We start from the raw sequence: 18,681 nt of genomic DNA, 5'->3' as shown, positions 1-18,681 counted from the left end.
GGTCGCGCAAGCGGCCCTTTTTGTTTCTACAATTAAGACAATCGTAAGAATCAAGTAGTAAGCTCTATACGATAATTTCGATATAGCGCATTTTGGAGAGTGACATGATTAAAGTTGGTATCGTAGGCGGCACTGGATATACCGGAGTGGAGTTGTTGCGTTTATTGGCGCAGCATCCCGAGGTAGAGCTCACTGCAATTACTTCTCGCACAGAAGCTGGCATGCCAGTGGCTGAGATGTTTCCATCTTTGCGTGGCCGTGTTGCTCTCAAATTTACAACGCCTGATGAAGCCAAACTGAATGAATGTGATGTGGTGTTCTTCGCAACTCCACATGGTGTTGCAATGGCACAAGCAAAAGAATTGCTCGCTAACAATGTGAAGATTTTGGATCTTGCCGCAGACTTTCGTTTGAAGGATGTCAAAGAATTTGCCAAGTGGTATGGCATGGAGCACACCTGCCCAGAAATTTTGGCTGAGGCTGTTTATGGTTTAGCAGAGATTAATCGTGAGGCCATTAAGAAAGCGCGCGTAGTTGGTTTGGCGGGTTGCTACCCAACGTCTGTACAGCTAGGTCTAGCACCTTTACTGTCACCTAAGTCGACTGGCGGCAAACACCTTATCGATGGCACCCATATTATTTCTGACTCAAAGTCAGGCACTTCTGGTGCTGGCCGTAAAGCAGAGATCGGCACACTATTGTCTGAATCAAGCGATAACTTCAAGGCTTACAGCGTGAAGGGACACCGTCATTTACCGGAAATTGAGCAGGGCTTAAAGGCAATTGCTGGCCATGATCAGATCGGTTTGACCTTCGTACCGCATTTAACGCCCATGATTAGAGGTATCCATTCGACTTTGTATGTCCGTTTGACTGAGGCTGGTAAAGATGTGGATTACCAAAAGCTTTATGAGAATTTCTATCAGGATGAGCCGTTTGTTGATGTTATGCCAGCGGGCAGTCATCCGGAGACGCGTTCTGTGCGGGGTAGCAATGGCATTCGGATTGCGATCCATCGTCCAGGCGGTGGTGACACTTTAGTTATTTTGGTAGTTGAGGACAATTTGGTGAAAGGTGCTTCAGGGCAGGGCGTGCAGTGTATGAACTTGATGTTTGGGTTGCCAGAGACCATGGGTCTTACCCAGATCGCCGTTTCCCCATAATGACCCTTCAGCAAACTGGGCATTAAAAGCCTAAAATAAGACATTGCCTTTTGAATTGGGAGTAAATCATGACCGAATTAGCTACACAAACTGCACAAGATTTAGCCGAGCCGCCAACCCCATTGGTGTTCACGGATAGTGCTGCTGCGAAAGTGGCGGACTTGATTGCTGAAGAAGGTAATCCAGAGTTGAAATTGCGCGTATTCGTACAAGGTGGCGGTTGCTCAGGATTTCAGTATGGCTTCACATTTGATGATGCTGTAAATGAAGATGACACACTCTTTGAAAAGAATGGCGTTACTTTGTTGGTGGACTCAATGAGTTTCCAATATTTAGTTGGCGCTGAGATTGATTACAAAGAAGACATCAACGGCTCACAGTTTGTGATTAAGAACCCAAATGCCCAAACTACTTGTGGCTGCGGATCTTCTTTCTCCGCTTAAATAAAAACGAGCTTAATTAATATTTAATTAAGCAGCGAAGTTAAGCTGGGTAACAAGCCCCTAGAATTCTAGGACCCTTCGCTCCCGTAACGGCTGGCAAATTTGCTGGCCGTTTTTCTTTATGGGCCCACGCAAGCCATGCAAAAGCAAGGCCTTCCACAAGCTGCGGATCAATTCCTGCCGACTCACTTGTAGTAATTTCTAATTGCTTTTTGAAGAATTGCTGCGACTTCACTTTGAATAAATTCATCAAGGCACTGTTTCTGGCGCCACCTCCACAGATAATCAGCTTCTGGGTTTGCGGGGCATGACGTGCTAAAGCTTCGAGGGCTGAGTGTGCTGTGAGATGCAATAAAGTAGCCTGTACATCTTCACAAAGATGATTTTCACCATTTAATTTTTCTTGTAACCAAGCAAGATGAAAGTCGTCTCTACCAGTACTCTTGGGCGGAGCTTTTGCAAAGAAAGAATCAGACAACATTTTTGTAAGTAGTGCTTCATTAACTTTTCCTTGTAACGCCCAGTTGCCATTCTCATCAAATGCGTTTCCTTGATGCTCTTGAATCCAGACATCCATCAACATATTTCCTGGCCCGCAATCAAAGCCGGTAACTTCACCATTCTTTGGAAGCAGTGTGAGATTAGCAATGCCACCAATATTGAGAATGGCTAAATGTTTATCTTCTACAAATTGCTGCGCATGAAATGCAGGAACTAAAGGCGCACCATGCCCACCCGCAGCTAAATCCCGACTTCTAAAATCGGCAATGACATCAATGCCCGTTTTTTCTGCCAAGAGAGCTGGATTGAGCGTTTGATGTGTATAAGCCATGTCCCCAAGATGCGGTTGGTGGCGAATCGTTTGTCCATGTGCGCCTATGGCGGTGATTTCAGAGGGCTGTAGATTTGCCTTTTTGAGTAGCCGGCTAACGGCTTCTGCGTAGGCCAAGGCCAGGGCATTGCCTGCCTGTTTTTCCCGGTGGAGCTCATTTGGGCCAGGGCTTTGGAGCTCAGATAGGGCGTTACGGAGCTCCGCTGAGAAAGGGGTGCCAATGGCCTCTAGTGCACTAGCTTCCCCATTAGGCCCTATCTTGGCTAGAACAGCATCTATCCCATCTAGGCTGGTGCCAGACATCAGGCCGATATAGAGGGAATGGGGTTTGTTCATGGGGCTCTCAGGAATGCGACAATAATGCTTTAGCAATTTAACTACTAATTTAACTGAATCAGCAATCCGAATCAGCATGACGGCTAAACCAGAACAAAAATATCCTTTGACCCCCGAAGTCTTTGCAGCGCTCGAAGTCACCAAACGTGGCTGCGATGAGCTATTAGTTGAAGCGGACTGGGTTCAGAAACTGGCTCGTAGCCAAGCTACTAAGACGCCACTCAGGATTAAATTAGGTTTAGATCCTACGGCTCCTGATATTCATTTGGGGCATACCGTTGTTCTGAATAAGTTGCGCCAGTTACAGGATTTAGGTCATACCGTTATTTTCTTGATTGGTGACTTTACGAGCATGATTGGTGATCCATCGGGTCGTAATGCAACTCGCCCTCCATTGACCGCAGAAGAAATCGCCGTCAATGCAGAGACTTACTATCGTCAAGCGAGTATGGTGCTCGATCCCTCTAAGACTGAAGTGCGTTACAACAGCGAGTGGTGCGATCCATTAGGTGCGCGCGGCATGATTCAGTTGGCTGCTAAACATACTGTTGCCCGTATGTTGGAACGTGATGACTTTACTAAGCGCTATCGTAATGGTGTACCCATTTCGATTCATGAGTTTTTATATCCACTTATGCAAGGCTATGACTCTGTTGCACTGAAGAGTGATTTAGAGTTGGGTGGCACAGATCAGAAGTTTAATCTTCTAGTTGGTCGTGAACTCCAACGTGAATATGGCCAAGAGCCTCAATGTATTTTGACGATGCCACTCCTTGTTGGTCTTGATGGCGTTGAGAAGATGAGTAAGTCCAAAGGCAATTACATTGGCATCAGCGAGCCTGCTGGCGATATGTTTGGCAAGCTTCTCAGCATTTCGGATGATTTGATGTGGGACTACTTCACATTGCTCTCATTCCGTCCAATGGCTGAGATTGATTTGATGAAGCAAGAAGTTGCTGCAGGGCGTAATCCAAAGGATTGCAAAGTACTGCTCGCTCAAGAAATCGTGGCACGCTTCCACTCGCAAGCTGCAGCAGAAAAAGCCTTAGAGGACTTTAATCACCGTGCTAAAGGTGGCGTACCTGACGACATTCCAGAAGTTAATCTCTCTGGTGCGCCTATGGCAATCGCCAATCTTTTGAAGGCCGCAGGCCTTGCCCCATCAACATCTGAAGCGATGCGCAATATCGAACAAAACGGCGTAAAGATTGATGGTGTAACCGTTGCTGATAAGCAATTAAAGGTTGAAGCTGGAACTTACGTAGTGCAGGTTGGTAAGCGTAAGTTTGCGAAAGTCACGCTAGCTTAAATATCTAAGCTAGCACTTCCGCTAGGCGGGGTTAATCCAAAGTGCTCATAGGCTTGACGGGTTGCCACTCTCCCTCTTGAGGTTCTTTGTAAGTAGCCCTGTTGAATCAAATAGGGTTCAAGAACATCTTCAATGGTGTCGCGCTCTTCACCAATCGCTGCTGCCAAGTTATCGATACCTACTGGGCCACCATCAAACTTGTGCAAGATGGCTTCTAATAACTTTCTGTCCATCACATCAAAGCCACTTGGATCTACATCCAGCATCTTCAATGCTGCATCCGCCATAGCCTTAGTAATGGTGCCGGTGCCTTTAACTTCTGCATAGTCGCGCACTCTTCGTAGTAAGCGGTTAGCGATACGTGGCGTGCCGCGAGCCCGCTTTGCAATTTCTACGGAGCCTTCTGGATCGATATCAGCCTTAAGCAAGCTAGCTGAGCGATTAATGATTTTGGTGAGCTCTTCAGTCGTGTAGAACTCGAGTCTGGCCACAATACCAAAGCGATCGCGCAATGGGTTTGTGAGCATTCCGGCACGAGTAGTTGCGCCGATCAGGGTAAATGGTTTGAGATCAATCTTCACGCTGCGCGCTGCAGGGCCTTCGCCAATCATGATGTCTAGGCTGTAGTCTTCAAGTGCGGGGTAAAGAATCTCTTCCACAACTGGAGATAAGCGATGAATCTCATCAATGAAGAGAACATCGTTTTCTTCTAAATTGGTAAGCAAGGCAGCAAGATCGCCTGGCCTATCCAGAACAGGGCCGCTAGTCTGACGTAAGTTCACACCAAGCTCTCTGGCAATGATGTGGGCTAAGGTGGTTTTACCAAGTCCAGGAGGCCCAAACAACAGAACGTGATCTAAAGCTTCTTGGCGTGCTCTCGTAGCGCTGATAAAAATCTCTAATTGAGCACGAGCTTTGGTTTGGCCAACATACTCATCGAGTTGTTTAGGGCGAAGGGCTCTTTCAAAGACGGCTTCAGTATTGCCTGCTGCACCACTTACAATGCGGGCATTACCTTCCGGTAAATCTTCAGGAATAGAGCTGAGGTCGTCTGTATGTATTGCCATGCTGAGAGTTTAGTGCTCTTTGGCTATTAGGCTTTAGATAGATACTTCAAGCCCATTCGAATGCCATCAGAAACACTGGTATCGGGTGGAATTTGCTTGAGTGCCAAAAGCGCTTCTTTTTCTGAATAGCCCAGGGCAAGGAGGGCTTGCAACACTTCGCTGCTTGCTTCAATCGCTTGAGGCTTACCTCCTGTGATGCCAAGATCTGGAGCTAGCTTGCCTTTGAGCTCTAGGCAGAGACGCTCAGCAGTTTTCTTGCCAATGCCAGGTACCTGAGTGAGGCGCCCGGCTTCTTGAAGTGCAATGGCTTGGGCTAGTTCATTAACACTCATGCCCGAGAGGACAGCTAATGCTGTGCGCGAACCGACGCCACTAATTTTGATGAGCTGCCTAAATGCTTCACGCTCAGTTTCTGTGGCAAATCCGAAGAGCTGTTGTGCATCTTCACGAACCTGGAAATGTGTCAATAGGGTAATTTTTTGACCAGCCTGAGGTAGCTGATACAAAGTGCTCATAGGTACATCAACCTCATAACCAATGCCTTGGCAATCGACCAAAAGGCGAGGAGGGTGAACGGAAACGAGAGTACCTTGAATGCGACCAATCATGTAGAGATCTTAACCTGTGATGTGTATTTTTACTTGTTGCGTTTCTTGGGAGCTAAGGCAGCAGTGGCTGCAGTTATAGCTTTTGGTATTTGTGCATGGTGGGCGGCGCAGATGGCAACGCCTAGTGCATCAGAGGCATCAGTCCCTGGGGCGCGGCTCAGTCTGAGAAGACGCTTAACCATCTCCTGTACCTGTGGCTTGGCTGCACGACCTGTGCCAACAATGGACTGCTTGACTCTTAAGGCGCTGTACTCAGCTACCGGAAGTTTTTCTGAAACGAGAGCGGCAATAACAGCACCCCGTGCCTGACCCAACATGAGTGTGGAACGAGGATTGACGTTTAAGAAGACTTCTTCGATCGCAGCAGACTCTGGTCGATAGGTCTCCAGAACTTCCTTAACACCGGCATAGAGGGTACCCAAGCGTTCAGGTAGGCCTTTAGCTGGATCACCACTTTCAATCGTCCCCGAGGCTACGTAGGTCAGTTTTTGGCCATCGACATCGATGACTCCAAAACCGGTAGTCCGTAAACCTGGGTCGATTCCAATCCAGCGCATGAGTTTGTTTATAGCTTCTTGTTTTCTTAGTGACGGAAGTGACGTGTGCCAGTAAAGATCATGGCAATACCATGCTCATTTGCTGCCGCAATGATTTCATCATCACGCATACTGCCACCGGGCTGAATTGCGCAGCTAGCACCACCATTCACAACGACATCTAAGCCATCACGGAACGGGAAGAAGGCATCACTTGCTACTGCAGAGCCTTTGAGGCTTAAGCCAGCATTCTCAGCCTTGATGCTAGCCATGCGCGCAGAGTCTACGCGGCTCATTTGACCGGCACCGATACCAAGAGTCATCCCATTGGCGCAATATACGATGGCATTAGATTTCACAAACTTCGCAACTCGCCATGCAAACATCATGTCGTGCATTTCGCTTGGAGTTGGCAGGCGCTTGCTGACAACGCGCATTTCACTTTCAAGAACATTCTTGGCATCAGGAGACTGCACAAGCAAACCACCACCAACGCGTTTGAAATCAAAGGTATTAAATGCAGTCCCTAATGGGATTTCCAACAGGCGTACGTTTTGTTTTGCAGCAAAGATCGCTTTGGCTTCGTCACTAAAGCTCGGGGCAATCAATACTTCTACAAATTGCTTAGAGATGGCTTCAGCTGCAGCACCATCGCATGGCACGTTGAAGGCAATGATGCCGCCAAAGGCGGAGCTCGGATCAGTCTTGAAGGCTTTTTGATAGGCCTCAAGCGCAGTAGCACCAACAGCTACGCCGCACGGGTTAGCGTGTTTGATGATGACACAAGCTGCTGCACCTCCGGCATTGCCAGTAAAGCTCTTGACGCATTCCCAGGCAGAATCTGCATCGGCAATATTGTTATAAGAAAGCTCTTTCCCTTGCAACTGCTTGTAATTGGCTAGCGCACCATCGACAGGGTAAATATCTTTATAGAACGCTGCAGATTGGTGTGGATTCTCGCCGTAACGCATCTCTTGGACTTTTTCAAAGGCAAGGTGTAAAGTCTCTGGATAAGAAGAACGTGCTTTGTGATCAAGATCATCACCTAATGCTGAGAGATAGTTAGCAATCGCGCCATCGTATTGCGCAGTATGGGCAAATACTTTTTTAGCTAAATCCAAATTGGTTTTGTAAGAAACAACATTCTTGTTGGCCTTCATTTCGGCTAAGACAGGAGCGTAATCTTCTGGTGAGATCAGCACAGTGACATCTTGGTGATTTTTAGCTGCTGCACGAAGCATTGCTGGGCCGCCGATATCAATGTTTTCAACGGCATCTTCGAATGAGCAGCTTTCCTTAGCAACAGTCTCATTAAAGGGGTAAAGATTGATTACCAGCATATCAATCGTGTCGATACCATGCTCTTTCAAAGCCGCCATATGCTCTGGAAAATCTCTACGAGCTAATAAGCCGCCATGCACCATCGGGTGGAGGGTCTTGACACGGCCATCGAGCATCTCCGGAAATTTCGTTAAAGAAGAAACTTCCACAACAGGCAAATTATTTTCAGCTAAGAGTTTTGCAGTGCCGCCCGTGGAAATGAGCTTAATACCCTGTTCGTGGAGGGCTTTAGCAAAAGGCACGATGCCATTTTTATCGGAGACGGAGAGTAGGGCTGTACGGATCATGGTTTTCAGAGCTTAATTTAATAATAGCTTTGTTATTGGTAAGGTTTGCGTTACTTCAGAAGTTGATGTTCAACCAACTTCTTGTGCAGGGTGTTGCGATTAATGCCCAGATACTGCGCTGCCAGTGATTGATTTTGCTTGGCATGCTGCATCACTAATTCCAGCATCGGTTTTTCAACAACAGCCAATACCATGTCATAGATATCAGTTGGCGCAGTTCCTTTGAGGTCATTTAGGTAACCCTGCAATTGGGTTTCAATACATTCGGTAATCGGGTGCTTATTGGTCATAACAATCTATCAATGCAAAAACAAAAAAATAAATAAAGAAACTAAATTAAGCTAGAACTATGCCGCTTCCAAAAATAACAAGCGGTCAGAATGGAATTTCATCTCGTCAAAATAATCATTGACCATTTGCAGTTGGGTTTTGCAATCGTCTGCAGTATTCATACGCTGACGGAAGGCATGGGAGTCACGCAGCCCTTTACAGTACCAGCCAATATGCTTACGAGCAGTGCGCAGGCCAATATGCTCACCATAAAACTCGTAGTGGTCTAAGAGGTGTGCATTCATAATGCCCTGAATCTCATTGATCTCCGGGGTTGGTAGCTTGCCACCAGTTTCAAGATAATGGTTGATTTCACGAAAGATCCAAGGGCGACCTTGAGCGGCTCGTCCAATCATGATGGCATCAGCACCAGTGAGCTTTAAAACTTGCTCTGCCTTTTCTGGGCTGGTGATATCTCCATTAGCCACTACTGGAATGCCCACACTATTTTTGACTGCAGTAATCGTTTCGTACTCTGCTTCACCGTGATAGAGATCTGCTCTCGTGCGACCATGAACGGTGAGCATGGAGATGCCGGATGTTTCTGCAAGACGTGCAATCTCAATGGCATTCTTGTGCTCGCGATCCCAGCCTGTCCGAATCTTTAAAGTCACCGGCACTGCATCAGGTCCAATTCCAACCGCATTTACAACTGCTTCTAGAATTTGCTGCACTAAGGGCTCATCGCGCAATAGTGCGGAGCCAGCCGCCACATTGCAAACTTTCTTAGCAGGGCATCCCATATTGATATCAATAATTTGGGCGCCATGATCTACGTTGATTTTTGCCGCTGCCGCCATCATCGCTGGATCAGCCCCTGCAATTTGGACTGCAATGGGCTTAAATTCACCAACATGGTTGGCACGACGCTGCGTTTTTTCGCTTTTCCAAAGCAGTGCATTTGAGGCCACCATTTCAGAAACCGCATACCCGGCACCCAATTTCTTACAAAGCTGTCTAAATGGGCGGTCCGTTACCCCAGCCATAGGGGCTACAAATAATTTATTTGCGAGGAGGTGAGGACCAATGTTCATCTGAAAGGGCTTGGGCGGAGAGCATGACACTTTAGCACATTCAGACCCTTATATGCCTATTTTTTAGGCAGAATAATTAGTAAATGTGTGTTTCAGATCAAACGGGGAATGCTTATATTTTGGGGCAATTTAAGCCCTTTAGCGCCTACCAAACATCATCTGGCGAGCTAAGGCTGTCTTGAATGGCGGAAGCCACTGCAGGGCACTTAAAGCCAATCCACGGGCTACAACCACTGGGGCTAAATTAGATGTAAATACTCTGGCCATAAAGTCTGTCAGTCCGATGGTTGTCGTTCTATCGGCTTTGCGGCTTTGAGCATAGCCCTGGAGTGCATTTTGGATTTCTGCTGGAGATTGTTTCTCTGCGGACCCAGAAAATACTTCAACTAACTTCTCTGACAGCAAGAAAGCATCTCGCAATCCTAAGTTCAAACCTTGGCCCGCTACTGGGTGCAAAGTTTGAGCAGCATTGCCAATCCAAACCTCCTTGTCGTGAATAATCTCTTTGCGATAGTTCAAGCCAAGTTCATATAAACGACGATCTTGAATTTTCAGAAAGCGGCCAATCCGTGAACCAAATTCTTTTTGTAGTTCGATTAAGAAGTCTGCATCACTCAGTTGTAAACGATGCTGCGAGGATTCTGGTGAGCCACACCAAACCAGATTCAAAATATTATGTCCGTAGTGACTTGGCAAAACGGCTAACGGTCCTTCAGCAGTAAAACGTTCCCAAGCTTGATGGGGCTCTGCATTTTCAACTTCAACTAAGCCTACTAAGGCTGACTGCCCATAGTCGCGACCAGATTCAACCCAGTCTTGCGTCTTAAATAAACCACCTTCAGCATGTACAACGCATTTGGCGTGGATGCTATTTTCCTCAGCATCTTTATTGATATGCTCCCAAACAAAGTTAGGGCTTTTTGCTTGAATGGCCCGCAAGGCGTGACGCAGAGCCATATGAATGTCGCGATAACGAATGATGTGCCCTAGCGCATCTTGCTTAAGTTCTTCACGCGTCATCAGTGCGCGGCCAAAGCGGCCCGCTTGTGAAACATGCACTCGATGAATTTCTGCGAACTCCTTTGGCCAAGCATTAATCGTATTGAGTAAGAGTTTGCTACCGTGTGAGAGGGCAATGCCTCGGCTGTCGGCACTTGCAAGATCGTCGTCGTTTACGGGGTTGCGATCAAGCAAGATCATTTTTGCTTCGGGGAATTTCTGCAAGGTCCATGCAGCGCAAGCGAGCCCAACAGGGCCACCACCCTGAATCAAGATATCGCAACGAGATGAATTCATTGTTAGCGGGGTAGCCTTAAGTGTTCTTCATGAGCGCTTCAATCTCATCAGCCTTGACAGGCACACCACGAGAAATCAACTCACACCCAGAATCATTGATGACAGCGTCATCTTCAATGCGAATACCAATATTCCAAAATGCCTCGTCTATATCAGCAGCAGGTCTGACATAGAGGCCTGGTTCCACCGTAATCACCATACCGTTTTTGAGGATGCGCCAAGGCTTTTCTTCACTTGATGAATTTTGGCTAGCTTCACGGTAGGAGCCCACATCGTGGACATCCATGCCCAGCCAGTGGGACGTGCGATGCATATAGAAACGACGATAGGCGCCAGTCTCAATAGCATTTTCTAAAGAGCCTAACTCCGCAAGTTTAAGAAGCTTTTCATCCAGCAGACCTTGGGTAAGCACCTTAAGTGCCGCCTCATGTGGCTGCATAAATGTATTGCCAGGCTTGGTCATCGCAATCGCAGCCTCTTGTGCGGCTAATGTGATGTCATACAAGGCTCGTTGCGGTCCCGTAAATTTCCCATTAACTGGAAAGGTGCGTGTAATGTCTGATGCATAACCATCGAGTTCACAACCCGCATCAATTAGGCAAAGCTCGCCACTACGTAATTCAGTTGAGCCAGCGCGATAGTGAAGAATGCAAGAATTTGCGCCGCCAGCAACAATGCTGTTGTATGCAACACTTTGTGCGCCACTATTGCGGAACTCATGCAGTATTTCAGCTTCTAGTTGGTATTCACGCATGCCAGGCTTGCAGATTTGCATGGCGCGGATATGTGCACGAGCAGAGATCGCTGCAGCACGACGCATGATGTCAATTTCATGTGCATCTTTAAACAAACGCATTTCATGAATCAGTGTTTCAACATCATGAAATTCTGATGGTGGATTTACGCCAGAACGTGCTTGTCCACGCACCTGTTTCATCCAGTGACGTAGGCGTCTATCGGCTTCAGCGCTCTCAGCAAGGCGAATGTATACCGCATCTTGATCAGCCAATAAGTCACTCAGTTTTTGGTCTAACTCTTGATTGCTGTGTGCATAGTCAATACCTAAAGCGTCTGGTGCTGCGTCAGGTCCAAGGCGAATGCCATCCCAGATTTCTCGTTCAGAATCTTTAGGTCTACAAAATAAGTGGGATTGCAGTTGGAAGTTTTTTCCATTGCTGCCAACCTTCATTACCAGCGTTGCGCCCGGCTCTTCGAAACCCGTCAAGTAATAAAAGTCGCTGTCGTGACGATAAGGAAATTCACTGTCACGGTTACGAGCAAGTTCAGGGGCAGTTGAGATGACGGCAATGCCTCCGCCAGTCTTGGCAAAGATTTGTTCTGCTAATTGGTTTCTACGAAGCCGATAAATATTCGTTTTATTCATATGCTGCATTAAGCTCTTGTAAGCGTTGTGGTGTGCCTACATCGTGCCATGGACCGAGATATTTTTCACCAGACACTTTATTTTGCTCCATTGCAGTCCTCAATAGAGGTGCGAGCTTGGCTGGAGCTCCGAATTCCAGGTCTTTAAAGAGGTCTTTGTGATAAATCCCAATTCCAGAGAAAGTGAGCTTTTCTGCTCCAGGTGATTGGGTGTTTCCAACCACTGAATCTTGGAGGTAAAAATCTCCCTCAGGATGCTGGACCGGGTTAGGGACCATTAATAGATGGGCCAAAGGCTTGCTGGCGTCCATGCGCATTTTGGAGGCTGTTTCCAAAAGCTGGGTAATCGGTAGGTTGGGGCTAAATACGTCCCCATTGATGACTAAGAAGTAGTCTTCGGGCGCAATGATGGGGAGCGCCTTGCAAATGCCCCCAGCAGTTTCTAGGGCATTGCCCTCTGGGGAGTATTGAATATGAAGACCAAATTGCGATCCATTACCCAAAGCCCCCTCAATTTTTTCACCCAACCAAGCATGGTTAATAACGACATCCTGAATCTTTGCCCTTGCCAGTACTTCCAAATGCCACTCCAGCAAAGATTTGTTCTGAATGCTGAGTAAAGGCTTCGGTAAATCATCCGTCAGGGGGCGCATGCGCTCGCCGCGTCCAGCCGCTAGTAAGAAACAAGGTATGGGTTTAAGCTGACTCATGGCTGATGAATTACGCTTGATTGACGCGAGTAGATTCCAGAATCCGTGCCAATGGTTTGAGTTCAATATAACGGTTCGCTGTCACAATCGCGTATTCCAGCACGAGTGGAATATCTTTAATGTAGCCATCCTTGCCGTCACGATGAAAGAGTCTTGCAAAAATGCCCAAGATTTTAAGGTGCCGTTGTAAACCCATCCATTCAAAATCACGATAGAACTGCCCAAAATCATTTGGCATTGGTAGCCCTGCCTTACGGCCATCTTCCCAAAATTTAATAACCCAATCAATCACACATTCTTCAGGCCACGCAATATAAGCATCACGCCATAGTGAAGAAGCATCATAGGTAATGGGTCCGTAAACCGCATCCTGAAAGTCAATCACTCCTGGGTTATTTCTTTCAGTCACCATCAGGTTACGAGAATGGTAATCACGATGCACATACACCTTAGCTTGCGCTAAATTATTTTCGATAATGAGCTCAAAAGCTTTTTTGAGTTGCTCTGTTTGTTGTTCACTCAGATTGATATTGAGATGCTTCCTTAAATACCACTCTGGAAATAAATCTAATTCTCGTTGTAATAGCGCTTCATCATAATTTGGTAAAACCCCTGGTTTGCTTGCTAGTTGCATGAGAACTAGGGCATGAGTTGCATCTTTGTAGAGATGGTCAGCTGTTTCAGTATTCAGTTCCGCAAGGTAGTTTTTTGTGCCTAAATCATTTAATAGCAAGAAGCCTTCAGCAAGATTTTGCTCTAGGATTTTTGGCACATTTAAACCAGCCTCTGTGAGTAATAAATCGACCTTTATGAAGGCGTCCAAAGGCTCATGTTGGGGCGGGGCATCCATCACGATCAAAGTCCCAAATTTGGGGTTTTTGGACTCAATTCGGAAATAGCGTCGAAAGCTGGCATCAGCCGAGGCCGGTACCAAAGAGTCGAGATCTAATTGCCAGCTAGCTTCTAGGGCTTTTAGCCAGTTACGGAGGGTGTTTAAGCGTGAGTCAGTCATGGTCGATTCGTATAATAAGGCGGGTCTGGATCTATGAGTCATTATCGCCGTCGCGCCGGCCTTTGCGCCCCTCTTTTTTTGCATGTAACCCTGCGCGTTTTGATGGGGGTGGCATTGCTTCAATTTGCCCTCTGTGCACGCGCTCAAGCACCTGCTCCATTAACCCCAAATGCACAAGCGAATGCTAATACGGTTTTGTTGCCAGATCGTGGCAACGTCACCGTTTTAAAGTTGGATGATCAGCTGCGAGTTGGACTTCCCCTTGATGATAGTAAGGCACTTACTTTTACTTCAAGTGATTCTATTGATGGCGTCGTTGACCGTAAAATGAAGTTGAAAGGCCGCGCACAAATGCGACGCAATGGCGGGGTCATTAAAGCGGATGAAATTATTTATGACCCTGATACTGACATTGCTGATCTCGTAGGTAACGCTGAGTTGACTAAAGGTAATACTACTTTTAAGGGACCAACTGCCAAATTTAAAGTAGATGCGCGTGAAGGCGAAATGGAAACACCTTCATACGAACTGCGAGATACGCGCGGAAATGGTACGGCTAAAAAACTCACTATTGAAAATTCAGATATTTTTGTTTTTGATAAAGCAACCTACACAACATGTACGCCGCAGAATATGGACTGGTATTTTTCAGCCAGTACTTTAGAGATTGATAACGAGCAAAAAGAAATGGTTGGAACGCATGGCGTGATGCGCTTCTTTGATGTGCCTATTGCATATGTTCCTTACTTCACTGCCCCAACCTCTAATCAGCGGCGTTCGGGTATCTTGGCGCCAGTTGCTGGGTACAACTCCAATAATGGCTTTGACATTACTCAGCCTTATTACGTCAACATAGCCCCCAATAGGGACTTATTAATTCTTCCGCGTTACATGAGCGAGCGCGGCCTGCAGGTTGGCGCAAACTACCGCTTTCTGGAAAGTAAGTACAGCGGTACTTTAGGCGGTGATTACCTTGCCCATGACAATAAAACGGGAACCGATCGCTGGCGCTATGACTGGCAGCAGCGACAAGTATTTAGTGGTGGCGTCGCTCCAGGTGGAATACCGCTCCCAGGCTCTTGGACTGGTTACGCCAATATGTCGCGAGTTTCAGATAATTTATACCCCACTGACTTCTCACAGAGTATTGCTGGAGCAGTTACTAGTCAGTTTCGTCAAGAGGTTGGTACTACGAAAGGCTTGACGGGAAGTTTAAGTAACTGGGTAGTGTCAGCTAGAGCGTTAACGTTTCAAACTCTGCAGCCGGACCCAACCGCTTTAGTTCAAGCCCCTTACAACGTGTTACCAAACATTACCGCTGCGTATAACAACCGCCTGACTCCTGCAGTAGCTGATACCAGTGGTAAGTACGTTACTTTGCCTACTGGACCAGCAACTACGTTCTCTACAGATTACACAAGATTCTCATACAACATTGGTGGCAACTTAGCCGCTACTGCGCCGGGTGTTTACAGTCAGGCCGATCGAACGGTCGTTAAGGGTGCGCTGGCTTTGCCTCAGGTAACACCCGGCTATTACATCACCCCAAAGATGAGCTTTCAGTCGAACACGTATAACGCCACTCCTTTTGCAACTGGTGGCGCGCCTGTTGCACAAGGCTTCACCATCCCTACATTCAGTTTGGATTCTGGATTGGCATTTGAAAGAGATGCCGCTGAATTGAAGGGTTTTTACGGCCGCGATATGTTGTTAACTATGGAGCCCCGTGCTTTTTATGTTTACACGCCTTATCAAAATCAATCGCAAACACCTTTGTTTGATACTGCGGATGCGGGCTTTGGTGTTTCGCAGATCTTTAGTGAAAATACTTTTATTGGTAATGACCGTGTGGCAGATAACAATGCGGCCACACTTGGCCTAACCAGTCGCATGATTGAAGCTAGTACTGGTGCAGAGCGTGCCACTGTGACTCTTGCGCAGAAGCAACAGTTCACTGGTCAGCGGGTTGGCTTGAATGGCACGATTGCGAACCCAACTACTTACTCAGATACCCTGGGTTCTGGGTCGGTGCGCTTACTTGGTAATTTCAGTGCAGATGTATTCGGTCAATACAACACTCAGCTCAATCGTTTAGTTCAAACTACCGTGGGTGGTAGTTGGCGCCCGACTCCGGGCAGAAGTTTGAATTTTGGATACCGTAATGTATGGTCGCCACCGGTACAAGCATCAGTCCAAAACAATCAGCCTTTTGTGCCCGCTACCACCACGACCGATCAATACAATATTTCTGGGCAGTGGCCAATTACTCGAGAAATTTCCGTTCTGGGTCGCTGGGGATACGATGCCTTGACTACCAAGACTTTGAACACCTTGGTGGCTTTGGAGTGGAGCAGGGATTGCTGGACTTTCCGTGGCGCGTACTCTCAAGTCTTGAATACTTCTCAAATAACCACCACTCAGGTGCTCTTTCAGGTCGAATTTAGGGGCTTTGGTAGCGCTGGAAGCAATCCAGTTGATATCATGAAGCTAAATGTTCCTGGATATATGCCTACCTCTAAGCCTATACCACCTTCAACATACGAGAACTATCAATAATGCTTTGTATGAAACGTTTTAAACAAATGAGTGTTCATGCCATTTTCATTGGCATTGGATTATTCGCGAATGTTGCATTTGCTCAGGATTCAGCAAAAGCGAATGCTATTGCAGAAAGCAAAATTCGTAATATCGATGGTGTAGCTGCAGTCGTTAACACGGGTTACGTAACACGCAAAGAAATTGATGACCGAATTGCCGCACTTAAAAAACAAGGCGTGAAATTGCCGGAAGATGGTACGGTTCGTAAAACTATTCTTGACAGACTCATTCTTGAAAAAATTCAACTGCAAAATGCCGAGCAAGAAGGTGTTGTCGTAAGTAATAAAGAATTAGATAAGATCATTGGCGATATTGCAGCAAAAAATAAGCTATCAGTTGCTGAGTTCAAGGCAAAAGTAACTGCCTCCGGAACCACCTTTGAGCGCTATAAGCAGTTATTGCGAGATGACGTCATGATCACCCGCTATCGCGAAAGGGAAGTAGAAGCTAAGCTTAAAATTTCAGATGCTGAAATTGATAACTTTATTGCTGAACGTACGCGGGCAATTTCTGGCGCTGGAACTCCGAGATCGGCACCCGCTGCCAAAGGCGAACCCGAAGAAATCAACCTGGCTCAAATTTTTATTCCTGTTGATGCTGGTGCTGGCGCTGGAGCTCAGGCTGAAGCAAAAAAGAAGGCGGACGCTCTATTAAAGGATGCTCGTGGAGATGTTGATTTTATGCAGCTGGGCGCAATGGCTGCAAAAGATAATCCAAAGATTAAGTTTCAAGAATTAGGCTATCGCACCCCTGATCGTTTGCCGCAATTATTTTATGAAGCAGTTCGCAATACTGGTGGTGGACAGGTTGCTAATACGGTTGTGAAAAGTCCTGCTGGATACCATGTACTTAAAGTTTTGGATCGCCGTGCTACTGGCGCTAGCGCTCCTCCACAGCAGGCTTCTACACCTGATGCTGGTTCACCTGCCCCGCAAAATATCCCGATTACACAAACCCTCTCTCGTCATATTTTATTGCGTAGTCGTGCTGGCTTAAGCGATCAAGATGCAGAGAGACGTTTGCAGGGCTACCGCGATCAGGTGCGAGTAAAGACTGCTGACTTTGCAGAGCTGGCAAAAAAGTATTCAGAAGATGGATCCGCGCCAAATGGCGGTGAGCTAGGTTGGATGAGTCCTGGAGATTTGGTTCCTGAATTTGAGCAAGCTATGAATCGATTGCAAATTGGTGAGATTAGTAACCCTGTTAAAACTGAATTTGGCTGGCACTTAATTCAGGTATTAGAGCGTCGCGAAGGTCAACTCACTGTTGAGAAGCAGCGTCAATTTGCGCGAGCAGCAATTCGTGAAAGAAAGTTTGACCAAGCTTATCAAGAGTGGATGCGTGAGCTGCGCGATAACGCAACTGTAAAAATTCTGAACGTGGAAGATGAAGCAAGCAGCGCACCTCGTTAATCTCGTTGTTACTACCGGTGAACCAGCCGGTGTTGGGCCAGAAGTTTCTTTAGCTGCCTCGCTTGAGTTTCTACGTTCACATGCAGATACTCACATCACTTTATTAGGTAACGATAAGTTATTGACAATACCTAAGGGCCTTAGCTCAGATCTATCTAGTCGATTACAAATCCAATCTATTCCCCTGGTGGCTCCTGTTGTTTTGGGGAGTTTGAATTCTCAAAACGCCCAATATGTAGTAAATCTTTTAGATCAGGCGATTGATGGTTGTCAGGAAGGGCGCTTTGATGCCATGGTGACCGCACCCCTTCAAAAAAGTATTATTAATGAGGCTGGTACGCCATTTACAGGGCATACGGAATACTTAGCACAGCGCTGCAAGGTCTCTCATGTGGTGATGATGTTATGTGCGCCCTTACCCATCGGTTTTTTGGGGCTCAAGGCACCCAGAGATTTACGTGTTGCCCTAGTCACAACCCATCTTCCCTTAAAGAATGTGCCGCAAGCACTGAGTTATGACTTGATATTGGAAACGATTCAAATCGTCAATCAAGATTTGCAGCAGCAATTCGGAATCGCTAAGCCCATCATTCGGATGGCGGGTTTAAATCCACATGCAGGAGAGTCTGGTTATTTGGGCCGAGAAGAAATTGAAATCATCTCTCCGGCAATTGAAGCAGCCAAGAAGATGGGAATCCATGTTTCTGGTCCTTATCCTGGCGACACCATGTTTGAACCAGAATCTGTTGCGCAAGTAGATGCTTTCATTGCGATGTATCACGATCAAGGACTCGCGCCGTTTAAATTCGTTACTTTTGGTAATGGGGTCAATGTCACTTTAGGATTACCCATTATTCGAACTTCAGTAGATCACGGAACCGCTTTAGATATTGCTGGTAAAAGTGTGGCGGACTCTGGGAGCATGCTTGAGGCTTTGCGTTTGGCTTATGAGTTAGCGCTGAACCAACGAAAGCAAGGCTAAAA

The 18,681-nt window shown here is 46.7% G+C and carries 17 protein-coding genes; 6 read left to right on the top strand and 11 right to left on the bottom strand.

The window, feature by feature from the left end; translation table 11 throughout:
- The first annotated feature begins 104 nt into the window (after window positions 1-104).
- Together argC and erpA are read left to right on the top strand one after the other, a co-directional pair.
- Complete coding sequence (gene argC / locus ICN44_RS03885; RefSeq protein ID WP_216262793.1) at window positions 105-1,163, top strand: N-acetyl-gamma-glutamyl-phosphate reductase; 1,059 nt, start codon at window positions 105-107, stop codon at window positions 1,161-1,163.
- A 68-nt stretch (window positions 1,164-1,231) separates the two neighbouring features.
- On the top strand, window positions 1,232-1,606 hold the full coding sequence (gene erpA, locus ICN44_RS03880) for an iron-sulfur cluster insertion protein ErpA (RefSeq protein WP_088526457.1): 375 nt from the start codon (window positions 1,232-1,234) through the stop codon (window positions 1,604-1,606).
- A 40-nt stretch (window positions 1,607-1,646) separates the two neighbouring features.
- Here the strand turns inward: erpA and ICN44_RS03875 are convergent, their stop codons facing one another.
- Window positions 1,647-2,774, bottom strand: a complete 1,128-nt coding sequence (locus tag ICN44_RS03875) for an anhydro-N-acetylmuramic acid kinase (protein ID WP_216262792.1) — start codon at window positions 2,772-2,774, stop codon at window positions 1,647-1,649.
- Window positions 2,775-2,850: 76 nt separating this feature from the next.
- Between ICN44_RS03875 and tyrS the strand changes: the two genes are divergently transcribed.
- Complete coding sequence (gene tyrS, locus ICN44_RS03870) at window positions 2,851-4,083, top strand: tyrosine--tRNA ligase (protein WP_072582896.1); 1,233 nt, start codon at window positions 2,851-2,853, stop codon at window positions 4,081-4,083.
- On the opposite strand, the gene ruvB is transcribed toward tyrS, so the two are convergent.
- From ruvB to ICN44_RS03820, 10 genes are all read right to left on the bottom strand, one after another.
- Window positions 4,080-5,150 carry a Holliday junction branch migration DNA helicase RuvB gene (ruvB, locus tag ICN44_RS03865; protein ID WP_216155445.1) on the bottom strand — a complete coding sequence of 357 codons (1,071 nt, stop codon included), beginning with the start codon at window positions 5,148-5,150 and terminating at the stop codon, window positions 4,080-4,082. The genes tyrS and ruvB overlap by 4 nt on opposite strands.
- Window positions 5,151-5,176: 26 nt before the next feature.
- Window positions 5,177-5,758 (bottom strand): Holliday junction branch migration protein RuvA, encoded by a 582-nt coding sequence (gene ruvA, locus ICN44_RS03860; protein ID WP_216262791.1) that lies wholly within the window; start codon window positions 5,756-5,758, stop codon window positions 5,177-5,179.
- 29 nt (window positions 5,759-5,787) lie between these two features.
- A complete protein-coding gene (ruvC, locus tag ICN44_RS03855; RefSeq protein WP_216262790.1) occupies window positions 5,788-6,315 on the bottom strand; it encodes a crossover junction endodeoxyribonuclease RuvC in 528 nt (175 codons plus the stop codon).
- Window positions 6,316-6,341: 26 nt separating this feature from the next.
- Window positions 6,342-7,922 carry a bifunctional phosphoribosylaminoimidazolecarboxamide formyltransferase/IMP cyclohydrolase gene (purH, locus tag ICN44_RS03850; RefSeq protein WP_216262789.1) on the bottom strand — a complete coding sequence of 527 codons (1,581 nt, stop codon included), beginning with the start codon at window positions 7,920-7,922 and terminating at the stop codon, window positions 6,342-6,344.
- A gap of 50 nt (window positions 7,923-7,972) precedes the next feature.
- Window positions 7,973-8,212 carry a helix-turn-helix domain-containing protein gene (locus tag ICN44_RS03845; RefSeq protein ID WP_072582732.1) on the bottom strand — a complete coding sequence of 80 codons (240 nt, stop codon included), beginning with the start codon at window positions 8,210-8,212 and terminating at the stop codon, window positions 7,973-7,975.
- A 57-nt stretch (window positions 8,213-8,269) separates the two neighbouring features.
- A complete protein-coding gene (dusB, locus tag ICN44_RS03840) occupies window positions 8,270-9,286 on the bottom strand; it encodes a tRNA dihydrouridine synthase DusB (protein ID WP_216262788.1) in 1,017 nt (338 codons plus the stop codon).
- A gap of 138 nt (window positions 9,287-9,424) precedes the next feature.
- Window positions 9,425-10,582, bottom strand: a complete 1,158-nt coding sequence (locus tag ICN44_RS03835) for an FAD-dependent monooxygenase (protein WP_216262787.1) — start codon at window positions 10,580-10,582, stop codon at window positions 9,425-9,427.
- A gap of 16 nt (window positions 10,583-10,598) precedes the next feature.
- Window positions 10,599-11,966: a Xaa-Pro aminopeptidase gene (gene pepP / locus ICN44_RS03830; RefSeq protein WP_370624866.1), complete on the bottom strand. Its 1,368-nt coding sequence runs from the start codon at window positions 11,964-11,966 to the stop codon at window positions 10,599-10,601.
- Window positions 11,959-12,675: an N-acetylmuramate alpha-1-phosphate uridylyltransferase MurU gene (murU, locus tag ICN44_RS03825; protein ID WP_216262785.1), complete on the bottom strand. Its 717-nt coding sequence runs from the start codon at window positions 12,673-12,675 to the stop codon at window positions 11,959-11,961. Before murU ends, pepP begins: the two co-directional genes overlap by 8 nt.
- Window positions 12,676-12,685: 10 nt before the next feature.
- Window positions 12,686-13,687: an aminoglycoside phosphotransferase family protein gene (locus ICN44_RS03820; protein WP_216262784.1), complete on the bottom strand. Its 1,002-nt coding sequence runs from the start codon at window positions 13,685-13,687 to the stop codon at window positions 12,686-12,688.
- A gap of 33 nt (window positions 13,688-13,720) precedes the next feature.
- On the opposite strand from ICN44_RS03820, the gene ICN44_RS03815 reads away from it, so the two are divergent.
- From ICN44_RS03815 to pdxA, 3 genes are read left to right on the top strand one after another with little or no spacing between them, the layout of a single operon-like run.
- On the top strand, window positions 13,721-16,243 hold the full coding sequence (locus ICN44_RS03815) for an LPS-assembly protein LptD (protein ID WP_216262783.1): 2,523 nt from the start codon (window positions 13,721-13,723) through the stop codon (window positions 16,241-16,243).
- Window positions 16,244-16,251: 8 nt separating this feature from the next.
- Complete coding sequence (locus ICN44_RS03810; protein ID WP_255537391.1) at window positions 16,252-17,697, top strand: peptidylprolyl isomerase; 1,446 nt, start codon at window positions 16,252-16,254, stop codon at window positions 17,695-17,697.
- On the top strand, window positions 17,672-18,679 hold the full coding sequence (pdxA, locus tag ICN44_RS03805) for a 4-hydroxythreonine-4-phosphate dehydrogenase PdxA (RefSeq protein ID WP_216262781.1): 1,008 nt from the start codon (window positions 17,672-17,674) through the stop codon (window positions 18,677-18,679). The genes ICN44_RS03810 and pdxA overlap by 26 nt, the downstream gene beginning before the upstream one ends.
- The last annotated feature ends 2 nt before the right edge of the window (window positions 18,680-18,681 follow it).

The sequence above is a fragment of the Polynucleobacter sp. JS-Fieb-80-E5 genome, from assembly GCF_018882015.1.
In the GTDB taxonomy this organism is placed as follows: Bacteria; Pseudomonadota; Gammaproteobacteria; order Burkholderiales; family Burkholderiaceae; genus Polynucleobacter.
The sequence above is the reverse complement of the archived record's forward strand: the minus strand, read 5'-3'. Positions and strand labels throughout refer to the sequence as shown.